The sequence below is a fragment of the Burkholderia sp. 9779_493 genome, assembly GCF_015712215.1.
In the GTDB taxonomy this organism is placed as follows: domain Bacteria; phylum Pseudomonadota; class Gammaproteobacteria; order Burkholderiales; family Burkholderiaceae; genus Burkholderia; species Burkholderia cenocepacia.
Window position 1 is genome coordinate 1 of the sequence record NZ_JACCQA010000115.1, and the last position, 439, is coordinate 439.

Genomic DNA, 439 nt, shown 5'->3' on the forward strand with positions numbered 1-439 from the left:
CAATAATCTACTTGGAAGATAGATTATCCCAACGCTTTACTCTGTAAATCAAAAGTAAAAGAGAATTTAAGGGCAATATTTGCCCATTAAACGACATCTGACTTCTTCCGGGGCGCGCAATATATGTAGGTTGAACTGAAAAAATCAATACTTTTAGTTAATCATGGCGATACTTTCTTTTTCATGGCGATAAAATACGGTTTATGAAAATAGGGAAACGTTTGCGTTGCAACATAAATTGTATGACATATTAACTGTGATGATATTTGTCGCGTGAGGGTGGTAAGAAACATTCATATAACAAATGAAATGAGTTGATGAGTAAGTGACCAAAAACGAGAAAACCCGGCAACAAACGTCACCGGGGGAGCGGAGATTACGTGCAGATTTCGTAGCAAGGGATGTAGGCTGAGCCTGGCAACTTCATACGATGCTGGGC

Annotated in this window: 1 protein-coding gene; it reads right to left on the reverse strand. The window is 39.2% G+C overall.

From position 1 onward, the window contains the following. Positions 1-376: 376 nt before the first annotated feature. Positions 377-439, reverse strand: a 63-nt coding sequence (locus H0X95_RS36430; protein ID WP_196446440.1) for a pyrimidine/purine nucleotide monophosphate nucleosidase domain-containing protein, incomplete at its 5' end; no start/stop codon positions are given.